We start from the raw sequence: 20,198 nt of genomic DNA on the forward strand, positions 1-20,198 counted from the left end.
GTTATAGATAATACAGTAAATTATTATCGTATATCAAATTGGTTATGGGGTATAGCCATATACATATATAGAAATAGAAAAGGAGCGGAACACATGTTCCGCTCCTTTAGCGTATGAGATTAACGATCTTTTTTACTAGACTTTTTACTTTTCGATGAATTAGATTTCTGTTCAGTTGCATCATCTTTTGAGCCACTGTCATCTTTTACAGCTTCATCTTTTGATTTGTCTTTATCGTCTTTTTTGTCTGCTTTTTCGTCCTTAGAAGCTTCTTTTTTAGGCTGTGCTTTTACAGGATTATAATAACCTTCAGAAACAGCTGATTGAGCGCTAGCAGGAACGGAGAAGTCAGAAGCAGGGGTATTGGCAAGCGCATTTGCCATGAATTGGCCCCACATAATAGCAGGTGTGTCACCACCGGTGATGCCTCGTAATGTTTCCGAGCCATAGTCATCACCAATCCAAACGGCAGCTACTAAATCAGGCGTGTAACCAACGAACCAAGCATCCTTGGAATCATCTGTTGTACCTGTTTTACCAGCTGCAGGGCGACCGATTGCTGCATTACCACCAGTACCGCCACTGATAACAGATTCTAGCATGCTAGTAATGATTGCTGCATCTTTTTCATCTACAACACGTTTTTCTTGAATAGAGTTTTCTTCTACAACTTGACCATTGCGGTCTACAATTTTAACGATTGCCGTAGGTTGAACCTTGATACCACCATTAGCGAGTACACCATAAGCTTGAACCATTTCAAGAGGTGTTACACCGTGAGTTAAACCACCAAGTGCAGTAGACAAGTTATTATCTTGATCTGTAAGGGTAGTGATACCCATTTCTTTGGCAAGTTTAATAATCTTAGACATGCCTACTTCATCAGCAACTTTTACGGCAGCTACGTTACGAGAATGTTGTAATGCATAGCGATATGTAATATTACCTACGAAGTCATTTTCATAGTTTTTAGGGCTCCAGTTACCAAATGTAACAGGGCTATCATCTACAATAGAACCAGGAGTTTTACCAGATTGAATAGCGGCTAAATATACAAATGGTTTCATAGCGGAACCTGGTTGACGTTCTGCTTGTGTAGCACGGTTAAATGCATCATCACCACGGCCACCAACCATAGCCATAATGTAACCATTATGAGGGTTCATAGCTACGATAGCACCTTGTGGTTGATGTAAACCATTGCTATCAGTGTAGTAATTAGGCAAGTTTTGCATTGCTGCTACAGCTGCATTTTGTGCATCCATATCAAGAGTTGTATAAATTTTTAAACCATCTTTATAGATTGCATCGTCGCCATATTTTTCAGAAACTTGTGCAATAACATAGTTGATGAAGTAAGATGCATTAGACTTTTCATGCGTTTGTTCTTGTTTTGCCACCAAGCCTAAATCTGCTTGACGTGCTTCATCAGCTTGTTCTTGTGTAATGTAACCGTATTTAACCATTTGGCCTAATACAACAGCTTGACGTTTTTTACTAGCTTCCAAATCATTGAATGGAGAGTAGTAGTTAGGACTTTGTGGTAAGCCTGCAATGAGTGCTGCTTGAGCTAGCGTTAATTGGCTAGCATCCTTACCAAAGTATACATGAGCTGCAGATTGTACACCGTATGCACCTTGGCCAAAGTAAATTTGGTTCATGTACATTTCAAGGATTTCATCCTTAGTGTAATGTTGTTCAATTTTAAGTGCTAGCAATGCTTCAGAAATTTTACGTTTAAATGTTCTGTCTTGAGATAAGAATGCATTACGCGCTAACTGTTGAGTAATTGTAGAACCACCTTCAGATACGCCACTATGAACAATGTTAACCCATACAGCACGCAAGATACCAACAGGGTCGATACCATGATGGGAATAGAAGCGAGAGTCCTCAGTAGCAACAAAGGCATTTTGTAAATCCTTTGGTACATCTTTTAAAGGTACTGGTAATCTGTTCTCTGTGGAATGAACCGTTGTGATGAGATTACCATGAACATCGTAAATTTGAGACGATGCAGAAGGACGTACATTGGATACATCTGGTAGGTTAGACAGTGTAGCACTGATGAAACCACAGCCACCTCCGGCTACGATGAGTATAAGGAGAAGGGCACAAATCCAAAATAGACGCTTAGGACTTGTTTTCTTCGGTGTAGAGCCGCTACTATTAGAACGGCGGCTGCTTCTCGCATTTGAGTTATTACTCATAGAGTCACCTCTTTTTTCTTTTGTTAGTAAATATAACGTAAATTCTATTACGCAGTTATAAATATTATATCATAAAAGGGTTAAAACCAATACTATATATATAATTGTGAAAGTTTTTAGATAATGGTATACTAAAACAATAGTATTTCGAGGAGGATTATCATGATTAGTGCTCAAGAACAAGTGCGCCAAATTAAACACGGCGTAGCAGATTTAATTAATGAACAAGATCTTGTAAAGAAAATAGAAAAATCCATTAAGGAAAATAAACCTTTAGTTGTAAAATTAGGTTTGGACCCAACAGCGCCAGATATTCATTTAGGCCATACAGTACCACTTCGTAAACTACGTTTGTTCCAAGAATTTGGTCATCAAGTAGTGATCGTTATCGGCGGTTTCACTGCTCGTATTGGTGATCCTACTGGTAAAAGTGTAACTCGTCCACCACTTACAAAAGAAGAAGTATTGAAAAATGCTGAAACCTATAAAACACAAATCTTTAAAGTGTTAGATCCTGAAAAAACTATGGTCCGCGACAATAGTGAATGGCTAGAATCTATGAATTTTGCTGATGTGCTTCGCTTGGCAAGTTCTTACACTGTAGCACGTATGATGGAACGTGATGATTTCAATAAACGTTTCAAAGAAGGCCGAGCTATCGGTGTTCATGAATTTATGTATCCATTGATGCAAGGTCATGATTCCGTTGCTTTACATGCTGATGTTGAATTTGGTGGTACAGACCAAACTTTCAATTTGTTAATGGGTCGTCATTTACAAGAATTAGAAGGTCAAGAACCACAAGTTGTTATCACAATGCCATTGCTTGAAGGCCTTGATGGTGTTCAAAAAATGAGTAAATCTTTAGGTAACTACATCGGTATCGATGAAGAACCTAAAGAAATGTACGGTAAGGCAATGTCCATTCCAGACGAATTGATGATGCGTTACTTCATGCTCGTTACAGACATGCCAATCGAAGAGCAAGAGGACATGGAAAAACGTCTTGAAAGTGGTGAATTACATCCACGTGATGCTAAAATGCAATTAGCTCGTACCATCGTTCGTTTGTACCATGGTGAAGAAGCTGCTCTCGAAGCAGAAGAAGAATTCAAACGTGTATTCCAACAACGTGCGTTGCCTACAGATATTCCTGAATACGCTATGGATGCGCCAACAGAACCAATCTTTGTTCCACAATTCTGTACAGATGCTGGTTTGACTGCTTCTAATGGTGAAGCACGTCGTTCCATTAAAGCCGGTGCTTTCAAAGTAAACGGTGAAAAATACACGGAAGAAAACCTTAAGCTAGAAGATGGCATGATCGTTCAAGTTGGGAAACGTAAATTTGTAAAAATTAAATTTAACTAATAAAAAACTGTGATGAGGTTTAGATTTCTCATCACAGTTTTTTCTGTCTATTTTGTTTATAAGATTATTTATCTACTGAACCTGTTGTTTGTGAAGCAAGAAATTGACTTACAAGTTAATGTATAATGAATATACAAAGACAATATAAATATAAAAATAAAATACAAATTTGATACATAAAAGATTTTTACAAATATTGTATAAAATAGATTATAACTTGTGTGAGGACCATTTATGGACAAGAAATTAAGTAACCTTTTATCACAACGAGAACATTCTGTTCTTACAGATATTGATGTTATTACAGCTGCAGTAGCCGTGCCTCTATTAGAAATCGATGGAGAAGATCATGTGGTGTTTACCGTGCGTAGTAATACATTGCGACGTCAACCCGGTGAAATCAGTTTCCCTGGTGGGCACTGTGAACCTAATGATAAAAGTGGTGCTCATGCAGCCATGCGTGAATGCTCTGAGGAACTTGGTATAGACTTAGATCAAATTGAACTGCTAGGAAATTTAGACTGTTTAGTATCTGCTATTGGTGTAAAACTATATGCGGTCGTCGTGCGCCTACATACAAGTGATTTAAAACCAAATTCTGATGAAGTAGGTGAGGTATTTACAGTTCCCTTACAATATCTATTAGATATGGAACCGACCGTAGGTCACCTAGACATTGGAACTAAGCCGTTAAAAGATTTTCCATTTCATCTATTAGAAGGATATAATATCGACTGGAAAATTAGACAAAACTATTCCGTCTATTTCTATCCCTATAAACAATACACCATATGGGGGCTTACTGGACGAGTATTGAAGAATTTTTTAGATATATATAGGGTGGTTAAATGAAACCTGAATTTTTTCCATGGTTATGGATTATATATGTAGCGTATGTATTATATAAGAGACATAGAGAAAACAATCATTTAGAAAAATCTATACTTATACTAGCTAGTATAAGTTTAATTATTGTTAGTGGTGGTTTTTCTTTATTAACTTATTATAATCTTTCGCCTGAATTGCAGCTTATGTTAAATATATTAATTATAATAGTATTGTTTATAATGAAAACATTATTTGGAGTGTAGCAGATGGAAATAATACAGTTGTTTGGTTATACAATGATTCCTATTTGTATTATCATTTCAATATTATTAATGATATATGGAAAGACTAGACATATTAAATATTTGGATCCAAAGGTACCATTAGGACGTTTATTCTATTTTTTCGGCAATGCATTTTCATTTATGTGTTGTATTTTATTAATTAGTTTTGGTAGTTATGTAATACAATCTAAAGATATTGCTGAAGGGATTAAATATTTAATCTTAGGTTATTCTTTTGGCATTTATGGATTTACATTCTTTTTTATGACTGGTATGAGAAGAGCCTATGATATAGGATTTCCATTTTGGGTATATCCAATTTTTATAGCTTTAATACTTTTAAGTCTTTTTATCAATGATACTATTTTTGAATTCTTGATACTTGGAATGTATCTATTTTTATTACAGCCAGGTAGAAATAACAATTAAGTAATAACTACATGTTAAAAGATGATTGCCTAGTATTAGGCAATCATCTTTTAGTTTTTTATCATTTTTATTTGTATAATAATCCTCATATAAATTGACAGATTTTAAATTAAGGTATACTATTTATGTGTAAAAGGTTTAATGTGTTGCACTAATTAATCTAGGAGGTTCTCACATGAATCGCGAAACAGCATACGTACTTTGGTTTGATGAATTACAACGTGAAGATGTTAATTTAGTAGGTGGCAAGTCTTCTTCTTTAGGGGAATTGACATCCTCCACTAATGTACCTGTACCTTATGGCTTTGCAACAACTGCCCATGGTTATCGTGAGTTTATGAAAGCTACAGGTTTGGAAGATAAAATCCGGGCTGAGCTTGATGCTTTAGATGATGTAGAAAATTCTGCATTATTGCGCGAAGTGTGTGCTAAGATTCGCCGCATGATTTGTCAGGAAGAAATGCCAAAAGACTTGGCAGATGCTATCCGTCATGCTTATGAAGAACTTGGTAAAAAAGTGAACGAAGAAAATCCATTTGTGGCTGTTCGTTCTAGTGCAACAGCAGAAGATTTGCCAGATGCAAGCTTCGCAGGCCAACAAGATACATATTTAAATGTACGCGGTGCTGACGTAATTATCGAAAAAGTAAAAGAATGCTACGCATCTACATTCACAGATCGTGCAACATATTATCGTGTAAAACAAGGCTTCGATCATATGACAGTAGCATTGAGTGCTGCAGTTCAAATGATGGTATTCTCTAAAGCAGCTGGCGTAATGTTTACTGTTGACCTTGTAACAGGCAATGATAACAATATTCTTATTGAAGGCTCTTGGGGTCTTGGTGAATATGTTGTACAAGGTACGGTTACACCAGATAATTTTCGTGTGGATAAAGAAAAGATGGAAATTACGGACCGTATGATTAACGATAAACATGTCCGCCTTGTTCGTAAAGCCGATGGTGACTGTGTTGAAGAAGTGGTTCCAGCTGACGAAGCAAAACAACAAGTTATTACAGATGCTCAAGTTTTGGAACTTGCAGAATATGCAAAAGCAATTGAAAAGCATTATGGTTGCTATATGGATATGGAATGGGGCGTAGATGAACGCAATGACAAGATTTGGATCTTGCAAGCTCGTCCAGAAACAGTTTGGTCCCGCAAAGAAAAATCAGAAACGTCCGAAAAAGCTAGCACATTAGATGCAGGTAATCGCGATATTATTGTAAAAGGTTTGCCAGCATCCCCTGGTAATGCAGCAGGTAAAGCTCACGTTATCATCAATCCCGAGGATATCGATGAGTTCAAAGAAGGCGAAATCCTTGTTACAGCTATGACAGCTCCTGATTGGGTGCCAGCCATGAAAAAGGCAAAAGCAATTGTTACTGACGCTGGTGGTATGACTTGTCATGCGTCTATCGTTAGCCGTGAGCTTGGTATTCCTTGTATCGTAGGTACTAAGAGTCGTAGTCATGAAGCGACTACCTCTATTAAAGATGGTCAAATGATTACCGTTGATGCTACAAATGGTATTGTATACGATGGCGTATTAGAAGATATCGTTAAAAAGCCTGAAGCTCAAGTTTCTACAGGGGTAGCAGCTGAATATGTACCTGTAACAGGCACTAAGATTTATATGAACTTAGGTGATCCTGATTTGGCTCAAAAATATGGTGTACTACCATGTGATGGCATTGGTCTCATGCGCGAAGAGTTCATTTGGACAACCTTTATTCATGAACATCCATTGCACCTTATCGAAACAGGGCGCAGTGACTTCGCTGTAAATACATTGGCGGAAGGTATGCGTAAAGTATGCCAAGCATTAGCCCCTCGCCAAGTAGTAGTTCGTTTGAGCGACTTCAAATCTAGTGAATACCGTGACCTTAAAGGTGGCGATAAATATGAACCACATGAATCTAGTGCATTACTTGGCTGGCGTGGCGCATCTCGCTACTATGATCCTAAGTACACACCTGCTTTCAAATTAGAATTAGAAGCAATCAAAAAAGTACGTAACGAATTTGGTTTTAAAAATCTACAAGTTATGATTCCATTCTGCCGTACTGTGGAAGAAGCTGAATTAGTAACTAACTTAATGGCTCAAGAAGGTCTTGCACGCAGCAAAGACTTTAAAGTATGGCTCATGGCTGAGATTCCATCCAATATCATCTTAGCTGATCAATTTAATAAATACGTAGATGGTTATTCTATCGGTTCTAACGATTTGACTATGCTTGTACTCGGTTGTGACCGCGATAACGAAACAGTTCAACATATCTATGATGAACGTAATTTAGCGGTTCGCAGAGCAATTCGTCACCTCATTGAGGTGGCCCATAAAGATGGTAAGACTGTATCTATCTGTGGCCAAGCGCCAAGCGTATACCCTGAACTTTGCGAATTCCTTGTGAAGAGCGGTATCGACTCCATTTCTGTTAACCCAGATGCAGTAGTTAATACTAAGAAAATGGTGGCTCAAATCGAACAACGAATTATGCTCGATGCTATGACTGGTCGTGGTCGTCAAGAATCTGACGAACTAATTTGGTAATAATATAGTTATAGTGAAAGAGGAGGCCTGTGGGTCTCCTCTTTTTCTGAATGGTAACTTAGGATATAATACAAACAGAGATGAAAGGGGGTTACCGTGTGAAACTGTCGAAACGACAAGAACAAATTGCTCAAATCGTTCGCGAAGAAGGTCCTGTAACAGGTAGTGCCATTGCTGAACATTTAGAGGTCACAAGATCTGCGTTGCGCTCAGATTTATCTGTATTGACCATGTTAGGTGTGTTAGATGCACGTCCAAACGTAGGCTATTACTATGTAGGACTTTCAAAGGAAACACAAACGGCTGAGCGATTAAAGTCATTTCTGGTAAGTGATGTATTATCTCAAGCAGTTGTGGTCAATGGGGATACGAGTTTGTATGATACAATTGTCACATTATTTACAGAGGATGTAGGTACCATATTAGTGTGTGATGGTTCATACCTAGTAGGTGTGGTATCTCGAAAAGATTTACTACGCGCCTCTATGGGACAAACAGATTCGCATACCATGCCTATATCTATGATTATGACCCCTGTAAGCAAGGTTATAGCGGTGGAGCCTACCGATACTTTGGTAGAGGCTGCACAGAAAATGATAGATTATGAAGTAGATTGTTTACCTGTCGTCGCTCGTGAGGATATAGGTAACAAGAAGCGTTTAAAGGTTGTGGGCCGTGTATCAAAAACGACGGTAGCAAAAGTATTTTTAGAATGTAGCACACACTGAGGTTGATAGAATGGCAGAAAAAATTATTTATGCAATATCGGATTCCCTGGGGGAAACTGCTGAGGCTGTAGCGAGAGCTACGGCGAGTCAATATGATAAGGAGCAAATTGAAATTGTCCGTGTTCCTTATATTGATAGTGAAAGCCAAATTGATGAGGTTATAGACGACGCAAAATGTGGAAATCATGTTATTTGCCATACCATTGTATCTGCGTCTTTACGTAAGTATTTACATGAGAAGGTGGCTGAATATAATATTCCGGCTGTGGATATCATGGGCCCTGTTCTCGATGCAGTTGGTACTATCGCGACTACTAAACCTCGCATGACAGCAGGTATGGTTCATAAGCTCGACCAAGAGTATTTTAAAAAGGTTGAAGCTATTGAGTTTGCCGTGAAATATGACGATGGTAAAAATCCATCTGGTTTTGAAAAGGCCGACATAGTTATTATTGGTGTATCTAGAACTAGTAAGACACCATTGTCCATGTTCTTGGCGTACAAAAAGATTAAAGCCGCAAATTTGCCACTAGTTCCAGAGGTACCGTTGCCAGAGGAATTATTCAAAATTCCGGCAAAAAAAATCGTGGGCCTTATTATAGATCCATATAAATTAAATAATATTCGTAGTGAACGTTTACGCGCTATCGGTCTTGAAGACGAAGCAAATTATGCATCTATTGAGCGTATTCAATCTGAATTGGATTATGCTAAGGCTATTATGCGTCGTTTGCACTGCCAAGTGTTAGATGTTTCTAATAAATCTATTGAAGAAACAGCTTCCCTTGTTATGCAATTGATTGATAAAAATCGCGCGTCGGAGGGTAAATGAATATACGTGAACAAATAGAGGAGAGGGAGGCTTTGCTTCTGTCTCCCTATGCAGCTAAAAGCCGCGATGCAATCCGTGATATAGCAGAAAAGCCTGATCCACTTAGAACTGCGTTTCAACGCGATCGGGATCGCATCATTCATAGTAAATGTTTTAGACGGTTAAAGCATAAGACACAGGTATATATTGCGCCAGGTGACCATTATCGGACACGCATGACTCATACCCTTGAGGTAGGTCAAATCGGTCGTACTGTGGCTCGTGCATTACGTTTAAATGAAGATCTTGTGGAAGCTATTGCCATGGGCCATGATGTGGGGCATACACCATTTGGTCATGTAGGTGAATATGCATTGCGAGATATGGTAGGGCACTTTAATCATAATGAGCAAAGCTTGCGCATGGTTGAAGTATTAGAAAGACATGGTGATCATCAAGGTCTCAATTTAACCACCGTTGTTCGAGATGGCATCGTAGGTCATACAGGGGCTACAATTCCTGTAACTTTAGAGGGTCAAATTATTCGTATTGTAGACCGTATTGCGTATTTGTGCCATGATTTTGATGATGCACAGCGAGCAGGTATGTTGACGGCAGAGGTGTTGCCTTTTGAAGTGCGCGAACATTTTGGTATGACTCCATCCAGTATGATTACTGCAATGGTAGAGGATATGGTACGCGAATCCTTGGATAAGCCAGCTATATCTATGTCTGCTGATGTGGAAATGACGATGAATCTATTCCGTCAATTTATGTTTAAACATGTATATTTGGCACCAGCTTTAATTCCGGATCGCAAAAAGGCATCCCATGTGGTAAAAAATCTATTTACTCACTTCATGGAACACCCTGATGATATGGAAGGTTGTGAAATAGGTAAAGCGTTTTACTCTACACGTGATGTAGTTGATTATGTAGCAGGCTTAACAGATCAATATGCTATTAAGTTATTTAAGCAATATTATATTCCAAATATTACATTATAAATAACAAAAAAAGCAGTTAGTTCAAAATGAACTAACTGCTTTTTTTGGGGCTCTAGAACCCCAAAGAGTACATGTACTTTTTATTTTACGCGCGTGTAACTTTATTAGAACGAAGGCAACGAGTGCATACGTTTACTTTTTTAGTAGCACCGTCTACAACCGCCCGTACTCTTTGAATGTTCGGTTTCCAAGTTTTTCTTGTGCGAATGTGAGAATGACTCACGTTCATACCGCTAGATGTGGATTTACCACATACTTCGCAAAGGTTTGCCATAGTTTCCACCTCCAAGCTTAATCTATAACATAACAAAAGTATATTATCATAAAGAATAGCTTAAAGCAAGTATTTTTGTCGTATATATTGCTCTTTTTATGAAATATACTACAATATAAGGTATACTATATATCATATTCTAAGATATAAATGGACTTTTACACAAGGATATACAAAAATTGGATATATCTCATGTGTTTATCGTATATTTAAAGGAGTTTTTATGGATGAACGATTGACGACTATAAAGGGAATTGGTCCTGGTCGCGAGAAACAATTGCATAAATTGGGAATTACCAATGTTACATCCTTATTGACTTACTTTCCCAGAACCTATGAAGACCGGCGTACGATTTATAGAATTAGTGATTTAAAATCAGGTATGACAGGTGGTGTGGTAGGTACTGTTATTGCTGTACAAGAGAAACGCCCTCGCCCTCGATTGTCTATTTTAGAGGTAGTCATTGCAGATGGCACAGGACCTTTGAAGATTGTTTTGTTCAATCAAGGGTATAAAAAGAACTTTTACAAAAAAGGACAGCGTATATATGCATATGGTAAGGCTGAGTTTCAATATGGTTCCATGCAAATGAATACACCGCAAATGGAAAACTTAGGAGACGGTGGTGAACCAGATCGAGGTATCGTTCCTATTTACGCACTTGCTGATGGGGTATCTCAGTTTGTGGTTCGTTCATCTGTACGTAATTGGTTCGCGGCTAACCATGAATTACCAGAGATTTTACCTGTGGAGGTTCGTGAAGATCATCATTATATGAGTCGCTATGATGCTTTTAAGATGATGCATTTCCCAGACTCCTCAGAGCTCTATGAAAAGGCTCGTTATCAATTGGCTTATGAAGAGTTGTTCGTCATGCAAGCTGGCCTAGCTTTGTTGCGAAATAAAGAACAATGCCATAGAGGGCCTAAAATGGGACCAAATGGGGAACTAATGGCTCAGTGTATAGAGAATTTACCGTTTTCCTTAACAGGTGATCAACAACGAGCGTTAGAGGATATTCGTATTGATATGGAAGATGAACGACCTATGCAACGTTTGTTGCAGGGAGATGTAGGCTCTGGTAAAACTATTGTGGCTACCTTGAGTTTATTAAAAGCTATTGAAAATGGGTATCAGGGGGCATTGATGGCCCCTACGGAGATTCTAGCGGCTCAACATTACGAAGGGATACGAACTGTATGTGCTAATTTAGGTATTACCATAGAATTATTAACGGGATCCTCTACGAAAAAAGAGAAAGAATGCATCTATGAGGGCTTAGCAGATGGCAGAATCCAAATGATTATTGGAACGCATGCCCTTATCCAAGAGGGGGTTAATTTCCATAATTTAGGCCTTGTTATCATTGATGAGCAACATCGCTTTGGTGTAGATCAACGGGCGAGATTGCAACAGAAGGGAACATATCCTCATGTACTTATCATGACGGCTACACCAATCCCTCGTACCATGACATTATCCGTATATGGAGATTTAGCAGTATCTTTAATTAAAGAAATGCCACCAGGTCGAAAACCTGTTAAAACATATGCTGTAGATAGTTCTTATAAAGAGAGATTACGCACTTTCTTTGGTAAGGAAATGGCGGAAGGGCGTCAGGTCTATGTGGTGTGCCCTCTTGTAGAAGAATCCGAAAAATTAGACTTGCAAGCTGCTGAGGAATTGTATCTAGAATTAAAAGAGTACTTTTATAAGACCTATGAAGTGGGCCTCGTTCACGGTCGTATGAAGCCAAGTGAAAAAGATGAAGTGATGAATGCCTTCCATAGGGGTGAAATTTCATTACTTGTTTCTACAACAGTTATCGAAGTGGGGGTTAATGTGCCAAATGCGACCATTATGTGCGTTGAAGGGGCAGAGCGATTTGGTCTGTCTCAGCTACATCAGCTGAGGGGACGTGTAGGCCGTGGTGCTCATCAGTCCTATTGCATTCTTGTTAGTGATTCTAAAAATGATGTAAGTCAAGAGCGTTTAAAGTTGATGGAACAAATCCAGGATGGATTTGAGCTTGCAGAGCAAGATTTATTGATTCGTGGTTCAGGACAATTGTTTGGATTAGCTCAATCAGGACTACCTGATTTGCGTGTTGCTAATATCATCAAAGATATTGAGATTTTAGTAAAGGCTCGCAAGGATGTGCTAGATTTTGCAAATCAATTCGGAATAGAAAAATTAGAATCTATCATGAAAGAAGAATTAGAAAAAAGATTTGGTGAAAAATTTCTAAGAATATTGTATAATTAAGAGGTAGGATTAATAAGTATATAAGCATCGATAATATTAGATTTTATCTGGCTTTTTTCCTTGTTTATATGTCCTTCATACCGTATAATAGAACAAACAATTTATTTCATTTTTTCATCTATGGAGGTTAATATGCCAATTATTCATGTAGAGCTCGTCGAAGGGCGTACAAAAGAACAAAAGAAACAATTAGGTGAAGCAATTACAAAGGCTGCGGTTGATATCGTAAATGTTCCTGCTGATGCAGTAAAAGTTATCTTCGTAGATATGAAAAAAGACGATTATATGGAAGGCGGCATTTTGCGGTCTGAACGCTAAGGCTACGACTGACCGCCTAGTCCATAGGGACTAGGCGGGTCGTAGTTTTGTTTTATTATACGGAAAGGAAAGAAATATGAGAGACGATAAATTCGGTATGCGTGGACTAACTTTTGATGATGTATTATTAATACCAGCAGCTTCGGATATACTGCCTAATCAAGTAGAGTTAAAAACTCAATTAACTCGTGACATTACATTAAATATTCCTATGATTAGTTCTGGGATGGATACGGTTACTGAATCACGGATGGCGATTGCTATGGCTCGTGAAGGAGGTCTTGGCGTTATCCACAAAAATATGTCTATTGAAGAGCAAGCTCATGAAGTTGACAAGGTAAAACGCTCTGAACACGGTGTTATCGTTGATCCTATTTTCTTAAGCCCTCAAAATTTACTATCCGATGCAGCAGAACTTATGGAAAAATATAAAATTTCTGGTGTACCTATCACAGAACATGGTAAACTAGTAGGGATCATTACAAATCGCGATATGCGTTTTGAAACTGATTTAAGCCGACAAATTGGGGAATGTATGACAAAAGATTCCCTAGTTACTGCACCGGAAGGTACATCTCTTGAAGCGGCGAAAGCTATCTTAAGCGAACATCGTATTGAAAAATTACCTCTTGTAGATGGCGACGGTAACTTAAAAGGCTTAATTACGATTAAAGATATTGAAAAAGCGACTAAATATCCAAATGCAGCAAAGGATGGTAGTGGCCGATTATTAGTTGGTGCTGCAGTAGGTGTTTCTCAAGATTTGTATGATAGACTTGATGCGCTTGTATCTGCTAAAGCTGACGTAATTATTGTTGATACTGCCCATGGGCATTCTGCAGGTGTTCTTCGAACGTTGAAGGACATTAAACAAGCGTATCCTCACATTCCTGTAATTGCAGGTAATGTGGCAACTGCAGCAGGCACTGAGGCTCTTATCGAAGCTGGAGCTGATGCAGTTAAGGTTGGTATAGGACCTGGTTCTATTTGTACAACTCGTGTTATTGCTGGCATTGGGGTACCTCAAATTACAGCAGTCTATGAGTCTGCTCAAGTGGGGCGTCGTTATGGAGTTCCTATCATTGCTGATGGGGGTATTAAATATTCTGGAGATATTGCTAAAGCTATTGCGGCTGGTGCTAATGTAGTTATGATGGGTAATATTTTAGCGGGTACTGATGAAAGCCCTGGAGAAACAGTGATTTATCAAGGCCGTTCTTATAAAGTATATCGAGGCATGGGTAGTCTAGGGGCTATGAAACTCGGTAGTAAAGATCGATATTTCCAAACAGAAGCTAAGAAATTAGTTCCTGAAGGTATAGAAGGTCGTGTACCATATAAAGGTATGCTGGCCGATACAATTTTCCAAATGGTTGGTGGTTTGCGTGCAAGTATGGGGTATTGTGGATGTCATAACATCCAAGAAATGATTGAAAACACTCAATTCATTCAAATTACAGCGGCTGGTTTGAAAGAAAGTCATCCGCATGATGTAAGCATTACCGTTGAAGCACCAAATTATAGTGGTTGATAATGGAGTATTACATTGAATAAACGTATTTCTGTTTTATCTGTGCCTATCGATTGTGTCACAATGGATGAGGCAGTCCAACGTATTTTACAATTAACTGAACAGCCGGGGCTACATTTAGTAGCAACGGCTAATGCAGAAATGGTTATGTTGGCTAATGAAAATCCTACATTGCACTCCATATTGAATAATGCTAGTCTCGTCGTTCCCGATGGGGCTGGCATTTTGTGGGCTGCAGAGCGTCAAGGAGAACATGTGCCTGAACGCGTAACAGGTGTAGACGTAACTATGGAATTGTTTAAAGTTGCGGCGACTCATCAAATTCCTGTATACTGCTTGGGGGCGGCACCTGGTGTTGCTCAACGAGCGATTGATAATGTATCTGCTCAGGTAGGTGCATTAAATATAGCAGGAATTCATGACGGATTCTTTGATAGTGCAGAGGAACAAGAAATCATTAAATCTATAGCTGAATCTAAGGCAAAATTGGTATTTGTTGCCTTAGGTGTGCCAAAGCAAGAACAATGGATTGCAGAAAAGTTGAGTCACCTCGATGGCGTAGTTGCCATTGGAATTGGTGGTTCCTTTGATGTCTTGGCAGGTAATATTCCTCGGGCCCCAGAATGGATGCAACGAAATCGACTTGAATGGTTGTATCGATTATATTTAGAACCTCAACGGATTGGCCGTATGTTGGCTATTCCAAAGTTTATGTGGACCGTTATTAGAAATAAATAGAGGAGTGTTGAATCGTGCCTACAGGACCAATAATTAAGGAAGGGTTTCCTCTGATAGGAGCTATGCTCATTATCACTGTGGTGTTAGGATATTTAGGACATTATGTAATTGCGATTATTTCATTTATTCTGGCATTATTTTTCGTTAATTTCTTTAGAAATCCTAAACGTGTAATCCCTCAAGATCCAGATTTGATTTTATCCCCAGCGGACGGTAAAATCATGGATATTTCTGATGTATACGAAGATATTTACTTACATAAAGAGTGTAAAAAAGTAACTATTTTCTTATCTGTTTTTGACGTGCATGCTAATCGTGCGCCTATTGATGGTAAAATTACGTACCGTCACTATACGATGGGTAGTTTCCTACCAGCATTCAAAGATGATGTAGGTTTTGAAAATGAACGTCATACTATTTGTATTGAAAATGATCGTACTTCCGTATTAGTAACGCAAATTGCGGGCCTTTTAGCAAGACGTATCGTATCTTGGACAGACCTAGATAGTGTACTTGAACGCGGTCAGTTGTACGGGATGATTAAGTTCGGTTCCTGTACTGAGCTCTATATGGATAAGGATGTAGAGTTGTTCGTTGAAAAAGGTCAACATATTACAGGCGGTGATACTGTTATCGGGAGGTTACGACATGAATAAATCTATTATTCCAAATTTATTTACTAGTGCAAATTTAGCATTTGGTGTTCTTGGTATTACGTTGTCTGCTACAAATAATACCTTCTGCGCAGCTATATGTATATTATTGTCTCTAGTAGCAGATGGATTAGATGGGCGTGTAGCAAGAGCTTTAGGAGTTGCAGGACCAATGGGCCGGGAACTTGATTCTCTGTCTGATGTAGTGGGATTTGGTGTAGCGCCTGCGTATATGCTTTATATGAAAGAATTATATGGTTTAGGATGGATTGCATATGTGCCACTATTAGCCTTTGCAGTGCTTGGTGCATTTCGTTTAGCGCGATTTAATATTAAAACTGACGAAGTTCATGGCTATTTTGAAGGTTTACCAATTCCAGCCGCTGGATGTTTAGCGGCGACTTACGTATTGTGTGGCGTATCGGTACCTCAATTTGTGTTGGTAGTTTGTATGATTGGTATAGGTCTCCTTATGGTTAGTGAAGTTAAATATCCCGATTTTAAAGGTAAAAGTGAGATTTATATCAATAAACTTTCTATTGTACTCACAGCCATATTTGTTATAGCTTGTCTCGTGTATGATTGGCATACATGGGCCGTTATGATTTTTGCTGGCTATGTAATGTTTGGGCTTATTAACGGGGCTTTAAATATAGTACGTAAATAGATGTGTGGAGGAGAATAGTATGAATTACCTACTGGATCTATTACTGATTCCTATGCAGGTAATAATCGTAATTTATACGGTTTATTATTTTATACTCGCTGTCGTAGGTATGTGGCGATCGCGAGTACATAAAAATTATACCCCTAAAAATTCCTTTGCCATCGTTGTATGCGCTCATAATGAGGAAGCTGTTGTTGGTGAGTTAGTTAAAAACTTACGTGGCCTAGATTATCCTGATGATCTATACGATATTTTTGTAGTTGCCGATAACTGTACAGATAAGACTGCGGAAGTAGCAAGTGCTGCTGGCGCTAATGTACATGTACGTGAAAATAAACAAGAAATAGGTAAAGGTTATGCCATGGGGTGGATGTTTGATCGGGTAAAACAAATGGATCGGAAATATGATGCATTCCTGATTTTTGATGCCGATAATTTAGTACATCCTCAATTTATGTTAGAAATGAATGATCATCTTGAAAAAGGTGAGTCTGTAATTCAAGGTTACTTGAACTCTAAAAATCCAACTGACTCTTGGGTAGCCGGTACGTTCTCTATCGCCTTTTGGATGGTTAACCATATGTGGCATTTAGCAAAATATCGTCTTGGATTATCTACGGCTTTAGGTGGTACAGGCATGTGTATTCGTACATCTATTATTCGCGAATACGGTTGGGATTGCAATAGCTTAACCGAAGATATGGAATTTTCCATGAAACTATTGACTCATGGTATCCGTACTTGTTGGGGGCATGATGCTATCGTATACGATGAAAAGGTTACGACTATGATGGCTTCTTGCAGACAACGTTTACGATGGGCTCAGGGGCAATTTGACTGTGCGGGTCGATATATTCCTAAATTATTTGCTATTGGTATCAAAACAGGGAATATTATGATTTTGGATGGTATATTCCAAGTGAGTCAACCTTATTTCTTATTGTTGACAACCGTATACTTGGTGTTATCCTACATCAATGCGTATACTCCAATTTATACAAATATTTTGTATCAAATTATGCCTATGTCTGTATGGACAATTATAGGTGTTGGTCAATATCTATTCCCATTAATTGTATTGTTGAAAATCAAGGTACCACCAAAGATTTGGTTCTACTATTTACTATATCCATTATTTGTTTACTCTTGGATTCCAGTAAATATTTTAGGGTGGTTCCGCCGTCATAATAAGGTATGGTCTCATACAGTCCATACGAGAGCTGTGGGCTTAGATGATGTTAAATTAACACGTATGGGCAATATGAATAAGAATGAAAAATAGAATCTGTAGGAGTGACTATGCATATTTTAATGTGTAATGACGATGGCATTTTAGCAGATGGTTTACGTCATCTTGCATCGTATTTAAGTCAATATTATAGAATTACCGTTGTAGCACCTGCTAATGAGCAAAGTGCTAAATCCCATGCATTGACGACCGAGGTTCCATTGAAATTAGATGCTTGCAATGGCGAGGATGAAAATCCTCGCCTTTATGCTCTAACGGGAACGCCGTCCGATTGCATGAAGTTCGGTCTCAGTTATTTATTGACTGATGATATGCCAGATCTTGTAATTTCTGGAATTAATCATGGATTTAATTTAGGCTCTGATGTATTGTATTCCGGCACTGTTTCGGCAGCTATGGAAAGTGGTTTTTACGGTATTCCCGGTTTAGCATTATCTGTTGAGAGATATTCTGTTGAACGGGGAGACGAGATGCATCCATTTATACATGAATTGATTGAGAAAATTTATGTGGCGGGTCAGTTTAGCGGTTTACTAAATGTGAACTTCCCATTACGTGGCACATGTGATTGGGATCATTTTAAAATGGTGAGCCAAGGCTTACAAACCTACAGTAATATTATCGAAGCTCGCATTAATTCAAGAGGACAGGATTATTATTGGTTAGCTGGCGAGCTAGACTATGGTGCTGAAAGTGTTCCTACAGATGTAGAATTTGCCCGTAAAGGCTATATTACAGGTGTCGCACTTACATGGAAACAACAATGTGATACGGATATGAAAAGGGTTCAAAATATTTTAGATGAAATATAAAAAATATGTTGACATTGCTTAGGGATGTCTGTATAATAACAAATGTTCCGATACGCCGGAGTGGCGGAATGGCAGACGCACTTGACTCAAAATCAAGCGGGTAACACCGTGTGGGTTCAAGTCCCACCTCCGGCACCAACATTAGGCGGTAAGACTTTTGTCTTACCGCCTATTTTTATATTTATGAATTTATATACTATAATATACATTATTAATTTCGTGAGGTGACAGTATGGATCAAGGTATAATTGATTATATTACAAATATTTTTGATATTCCTAAACTTACTCAACAGGTTAGCGCTGTACAGATGCCATTGCCATTATCTCGCTTGGCAGAAATACCATTAGATGGATCTGTAAATCAGTGCCAAGGATTTTGTTATAATTCCAAAAAAGACGTTTTTGCTTTAGCTTGTATTAATTCAGATAATACGAAGCAAATTATTTATGAAATTAATCCAAAAACTTTTACTGTTGTTGCAAAATATGAGTATAGTTATAAAAGTTTATTAGGTCATATGAATACCTTAACTTATAATTCTGTCAATAATCGTTACTATACAACAAATGCTGTTGTAAATGGATATAACCTTACTCCTATTGAAGCGGATAGCATGATTGTTGAAGCACCGATTAAACTAAAAGAGAAAGTTTTTAATTTTGCATATGATAAAGTACGCAATGAATATGTATCAATTGTGCCTTTAACAAACTCTGAACGGACAATTAATTATTACGACTCCAATTTTAATCGTATTCGTTCTTATAAAATTGATGCTAATCATACAAACTTAAATAATAACGGTGCTTACGCAACTAATGGAAATACTTTATTTACGACGTTGACAACCTTTGTATACGTCGATGAAGAGGGAGTTGTTAAAAATATTAGCCCTTATGCTTCTGGAATGGAAGTAGAAGACATGGATTGTCGAAATGGTCAAATGTATATGGCGGTCAATCGCAAAGGTAAAGTTGAAATTTATAGTTTGTCTAGCCTACCATTTTCGGTAAATGTCTAGATACTACCTATGTTTTAATCCCCTTTATGAGTGTATAATAATAGTATTAGAGTATTTTAGGAGCTATTATGAAATTAGGGAATGATATTATAGAGATTGACCGTATACGTCAAGCTATAGAGAAATCAAGTTCATTTAAAGTGCGCGTTTATACGATTCATGAGATTGAATATTGTAAAAGTCGGAATAAAGGATGCTACGAATCCTTTGCAGGTATATATGCTGCAAAAGAGGCTTTTATTAAAGCTTTAGGTATAGGGATGAGGTATGGATCATGGCAAGATATAGAGATTTATCATGATGAATGGGGCGCACCCTTAATTCGTTTACAAGATACTTTCAAAGATATTTACGAAACATCAGGTTATACTGATATTCATGTATCGATTAGTCATTGCAAGGATTATGCAATGAGTACAGTTATACTTGAAGGAGCATAAG

20 protein-coding genes and 1 tRNA gene are annotated in these 20,198 nt (G+C 38.0%); 19 read left to right on the plus strand and 2 right to left on the minus strand.

The genetic code is table 11. The features are described from left to right. Positions 1-119 precede the first annotated feature (119 nt). Positions 120-2,210 carry a transglycosylase domain-containing protein gene (locus tag E7A03_RS01225; RefSeq protein WP_129823097.1) on the minus strand — a complete coding sequence of 697 codons (2,091 nt, stop codon included), beginning with the start codon at positions 2,208-2,210 and terminating at the stop codon, positions 120-122. Between the two features lie 162 nt (positions 2,211-2,372). Between E7A03_RS01225 and tyrS the strand changes: the two genes are divergently transcribed. The 8 genes from tyrS to E7A03_RS01265 all read left to right on the plus strand — a co-directional run bounded on the left by tyrS (position 2,373) and on the right by E7A03_RS01265 (position 10,225). Beyond that, positions 2,373-3,581: a tyrosine--tRNA ligase gene (gene tyrS / locus E7A03_RS01230; RefSeq protein ID WP_316073598.1), complete on the plus strand. Its 1,209-nt coding sequence runs from the start codon at positions 2,373-2,375 to the stop codon at positions 3,579-3,581. Positions 3,582-3,815: 234 nt separating this feature from the next. After that, a complete protein-coding gene (locus E7A03_RS01235; RefSeq protein WP_105086756.1) occupies positions 3,816-4,433 on the plus strand; it encodes an NUDIX hydrolase in 618 nt (205 codons plus the stop codon). Continuing rightward, on the plus strand, positions 4,430-4,672 hold the full coding sequence (locus tag E7A03_RS01240) for a Zn-dependent protease with chaperone function (protein WP_278617554.1): 243 nt from the start codon (positions 4,430-4,432) through the stop codon (positions 4,670-4,672). Before E7A03_RS01235 ends, E7A03_RS01240 begins: the two co-directional genes overlap by 4 nt. Positions 4,673-4,675: 3 nt before the next feature. After that, positions 4,676-5,122, plus strand: a complete 447-nt coding sequence (locus E7A03_RS01245; RefSeq protein ID WP_008601144.1) for a hypothetical protein — start codon at positions 4,676-4,678, stop codon at positions 5,120-5,122. 175 nt (positions 5,123-5,297) lie between these two features. Further along, positions 5,298-7,679, plus strand: coding sequence for a phosphoenolpyruvate synthase (gene ppsA, locus E7A03_RS01250; RefSeq protein ID WP_105086754.1), 2,382 nt, complete (start codon positions 5,298-5,300; stop codon positions 7,677-7,679). Positions 7,680-7,777: 98 nt separating this feature from the next. Continuing rightward, complete coding sequence (locus E7A03_RS01255; protein ID WP_233189877.1) at positions 7,778-8,407, plus strand: helix-turn-helix transcriptional regulator; 630 nt, start codon at positions 7,778-7,780, stop codon at positions 8,405-8,407. 10 nt (positions 8,408-8,417) lie between these two features. Continuing rightward, the gene (locus E7A03_RS01260) at positions 8,418-9,239 is read left to right on the plus strand and encodes a pyruvate, water dikinase regulatory protein (protein ID WP_105086752.1); all 822 of its coding nucleotides are present in this window, start codon (positions 8,418-8,420) and stop codon (positions 9,237-9,239) included. Continuing rightward, the gene (locus tag E7A03_RS01265) at positions 9,236-10,225 is read left to right on the plus strand and encodes a deoxyguanosinetriphosphate triphosphohydrolase (RefSeq protein ID WP_105086751.1); all 990 of its coding nucleotides are present in this window, start codon (positions 9,236-9,238) and stop codon (positions 10,223-10,225) included. The genes E7A03_RS01260 and E7A03_RS01265 overlap by 4 nt, the downstream gene beginning before the upstream one ends. An 85-nt stretch (positions 10,226-10,310) precedes the next feature. Here the strand turns inward: E7A03_RS01265 and rpmB are convergent, their stop codons facing one another. Next, on the minus strand, positions 10,311-10,499 hold the full coding sequence (gene rpmB, locus E7A03_RS01270) for a 50S ribosomal protein L28 (RefSeq protein ID WP_008601135.1): 189 nt from the start codon (positions 10,497-10,499) through the stop codon (positions 10,311-10,313). Positions 10,500-10,722: 223 nt separating this feature from the next. On the opposite strand from rpmB, the gene recG reads away from it, so the two are divergent. From recG to acpS, 11 genes are all read left to right on the plus strand, one after another. Next, a complete protein-coding gene (recG, locus tag E7A03_RS01275; RefSeq protein WP_105086750.1) occupies positions 10,723-12,765 on the plus strand; it encodes an ATP-dependent DNA helicase RecG in 2,043 nt (680 codons plus the stop codon). Between the two features lie 132 nt (positions 12,766-12,897). Continuing rightward, a complete protein-coding gene (locus E7A03_RS01280; protein ID WP_004696087.1) occupies positions 12,898-13,083 on the plus strand; it encodes a 4-oxalocrotonate tautomerase in 186 nt (61 codons plus the stop codon). Between the two features lie 76 nt (positions 13,084-13,159). Further along, positions 13,160-14,614: an IMP dehydrogenase gene (guaB, locus tag E7A03_RS01285; protein ID WP_004696085.1), complete on the plus strand. Its 1,455-nt coding sequence runs from the start codon at positions 13,160-13,162 to the stop codon at positions 14,612-14,614. A gap of 15 nt (positions 14,615-14,629) precedes the next feature. Continuing rightward, positions 14,630-15,352, plus strand: coding sequence for a WecB/TagA/CpsF family glycosyltransferase (locus tag E7A03_RS01290; protein WP_101928340.1), 723 nt, complete (start codon positions 14,630-14,632; stop codon positions 15,350-15,352). A gap of 14 nt (positions 15,353-15,366) precedes the next feature. Then, positions 15,367-16,008 (plus strand): phosphatidylserine decarboxylase family protein, encoded by a 642-nt coding sequence (locus E7A03_RS01295; RefSeq protein WP_004696080.1) that lies wholly within the window; start codon positions 15,367-15,369, stop codon positions 16,006-16,008. Beyond that, entirely contained in the window at positions 16,001-16,672 is a 672-nt protein-coding gene (gene pssA / locus E7A03_RS01300; protein WP_105086749.1) for a CDP-diacylglycerol--serine O-phosphatidyltransferase, read from the plus strand. The genes E7A03_RS01295 and pssA overlap by 8 nt, the downstream gene beginning before the upstream one ends. A gap of 19 nt (positions 16,673-16,691) precedes the next feature. Next, on the plus strand, positions 16,692-17,954 hold the full coding sequence (locus E7A03_RS01305) for a glycosyltransferase family 2 protein (protein ID WP_227037010.1): 1,263 nt from the start codon (positions 16,692-16,694) through the stop codon (positions 17,952-17,954). A 17-nt stretch (positions 17,955-17,971) separates the two neighbouring features. After that, positions 17,972-18,733 carry a 5'/3'-nucleotidase SurE gene (gene surE / locus E7A03_RS01310; protein ID WP_004697320.1) on the plus strand — a complete coding sequence of 254 codons (762 nt, stop codon included), beginning with the start codon at positions 17,972-17,974 and terminating at the stop codon, positions 18,731-18,733. A gap of 54 nt (positions 18,734-18,787) precedes the next feature. Further along, positions 18,788-18,871 (plus strand) — tRNA-Leu (locus E7A03_RS01315). A gap of 94 nt (positions 18,872-18,965) precedes the next feature. Beyond that, positions 18,966-19,757, plus strand: a complete 792-nt coding sequence (locus tag E7A03_RS01320; protein ID WP_105086748.1) for a hypothetical protein — start codon at positions 18,966-18,968, stop codon at positions 19,755-19,757. A 68-nt stretch (positions 19,758-19,825) separates the two neighbouring features. Further along, positions 19,826-20,197 carry a holo-ACP synthase gene (acpS, locus tag E7A03_RS01325; RefSeq protein WP_105086747.1) on the plus strand — a complete coding sequence of 124 codons (372 nt, stop codon included), beginning with the start codon at positions 19,826-19,828 and terminating at the stop codon, positions 20,195-20,197. Position 20,198: the final 1 nt, after the last annotated feature.

The sequence above is a fragment of the Veillonella parvula genome, from assembly GCF_032472435.1.
In the GTDB taxonomy this organism is placed as follows: Bacteria; Bacillota; Negativicutes; order Veillonellales; family Veillonellaceae; genus Veillonella; species Veillonella parvula_N.